Below are 2,388 nucleotides of genomic sequence, written 5' to 3'. Positions count from 1 at the left end.
TGGTCTCTCAAGCCCCTTTCCAACCCTCTTCCCAGCGAGGCACGAGCGGCAGGGGGAAGAGGGTCGCACGAGGAACGAGCGCGGGGAGATGGCCTGAAGGGGAGTGGCTTTCTTGACACCCTGGTTCGTGCTCAGCTCACTAAAAACGGTTTGAAGCCGTCACCAGAGGCCGATAAACGCACGCTGATCCGACGCGTGACGGTGGACTTGACGGGCTTGCCGCCCACGCCGGGCGAGATCGCGGCGTTTGTGAGCGACAAGCGGCCCGATGCCTATGAAAAACTCGTGGAGCGGCTCCTGGCATCCCCGGCGTACGGCGAGAAGTGGGCGAAGCACTGGCTGGATGTGGTGCGCTTTGGCGAGAGCAATGGCTACGAAAGAAATCTGCTGCGCGAGAATGCCTGGCCGTATCGGGACTGGGTGATCGGGGCGCTCAATGCCGACATGCCCTACGACAAATTTGTCAAGGCTCAGCTTGCGGGCGATGCACTTGGCGAAACAGCAGCGACGGGCTTTCTGGTGGCCGGGGTCCACGACGATGTGCCTAGCCCCGATGAAGTCCTCACCCGCCAGCAGCGTGCCAGCGACTTGGATGACATTGTCGCCACGACATCGGAGACCTTTCTGGGGCTGACGGTCGGCTGTGCGCGCTGCCACGACCATAAGTTCGATCCCATCCCTCAGCGCGATTACTACAAGCTCTGCGCGACGTTTGCGGGCGTGTATCACGGCGAGCGTGAGCTAACCCCACAGGCCAAGACCACGGAGCGCCAGCGGGTGTATCAGAGCGCACTCTGGGAGGTGCGTGGTCTCGCTAAAGCCGACCAGAAGCTCTCGGCGCTGGGCAACGCGGAAGCCTTCCCTCCCACTTACGCCAAGTTCGTGCGCTTCACCATTCTCTCGACGCAGAGCGGCAACGAGCCGTGCCTGGACGAGCTGGCAATCTACGGCCCGGAGAGCTCCGAGAACCTCGCGCTCAATGGCAAGCCCATGGCTTCGTCGCTCCTGCCGGGCTACCCCGACCATCAGCTGGCGCACCTCACCGATGGCTGGCTGGGCAATGCGTTCTCCTGGATCAGCAACGAGCCGGGCAAGGGCTGGGTGCAGGTCGAGCTGCCCCATGAGATGACGATCAGCCGTATCACCTGGGGCCGGGACGCGTCGGGGCAGTTTAGCGATCGTCTCCCTGCCACCTATAAAGTTGAAGTCTCCGAAGACGGTGAGCGCTGGCGCACGGTTGCCAGCAACGAGACCCACGGCGACGAGCCACCCTCGGGAGAGTTTTCCAAAGAGCGCGAGGCACTCTTGCGTAAAGTCCGCGAGCAACGCGACGGCAAGCGTGCCTATCTCGGGAAGCTAGTTGCGCCCGAGCCGGTCTATCTGCTGAAGCGCGGGGATGTGATGCAGCGCGACGAGGAAGTCCAGCCTGGCGCACTCAGTGCCCTGCCCGGAACGCTCGCCACCAGCGCAGAGCCACGACTGGCTCTCGCCAACTGGCTGGTGCGGCGGGAGAACCCGCTGACCTGGCGGGTGATTGTCAACCGGATCTGGCAGCAACACTTTAGCGTAGGGCTCGTCGCGACACCGTCGGACTTTGGCAACAACGGGGCCAAGCCTAGCAACCAAGCATTGCTCGATAGCCTCGCGGTCTGGTTCCGGGATAGTGGGCAGTCGTTCAAGAAACTTCACAAGCTCATCGTGACCTCGGCGACCTACAAGCAATCCGCCGTGACACCCCAGCCCAAAGCCCAAGCGCTGGATGGCGGCAATCGCCTGCTCTGGCGCGGCCCTCTACGGCGCATGGAGAGTGAGGCACTCTGGGATGCGGTACTGGCCACCAGTGGGATGCTGGATCGCACGCTCGGCGGCTCGCCCTATCGGCTCTTTACCTACAAGCAGGAGAATATCGCCTTCTACGGCCCCGCCACGAGCTACGGCCCCGAAACCTGGCGGCGCAGTGTCTATCGCATGGCCGTCCGCGCCGTCCGTGACAACCTACTCGCCTCGTTCGACTGCCCCGAGAGCGCCCAGCGTGCCCCCAAGCGCGAGGTGACCACCACCCCGCTCCAGGCACTCTCGCTGCTCAACGGCCCGTTCGTCCGCGAGCAGGCCATGCACTTTGCCCAGCGCCTCCAAAAAGAAGCGGGCACGTCACCCGAGAAACAGATCGCTCACGCCTTCCGCCTCGCCTTTGGTCGCAGTCCCAGCGCGGAAGAACTCTCGCTCGCTCGCCCGCTGGTCGCCAAGGACGGCCTGCCCGCGCTCTGCCGCGCCCTTTTTAACGCCCATGAATTTCTGTATTACTGATCGCCGAGGGGTTGAAACCCCCTCGCTAGAGGCCGGGTGCCCTCTGGGCGTCGCCGAACGTCCTCGCGGACGGAGGAGAGG

General features: G+C 63.8%; 1 protein-coding gene. It reads left to right on the top strand.

Annotated features, from left to right (window positions below):
• Nucleotides 1–2,307, top strand: a 2,307-nt coding sequence (locus RMO15_RS29580) for a DUF1553 domain-containing protein (protein ID WP_309721620.1), incomplete at its 5' end; no start/stop codon positions are given.
• Nucleotides 2,308–2,388 lie beyond the last annotated feature (81 nt).

Origin of the sequence: Armatimonas sp., assembly GCF_031410135.1 — a bacterium.
Lineage (GTDB): Bacteria > Armatimonadota > Armatimonadia > Armatimonadales > Armatimonadaceae > Armatimonas.
Note: the sequence above shows the minus strand (reverse complement) of the source record. Positions and strands in the feature narration are given on the sequence as shown.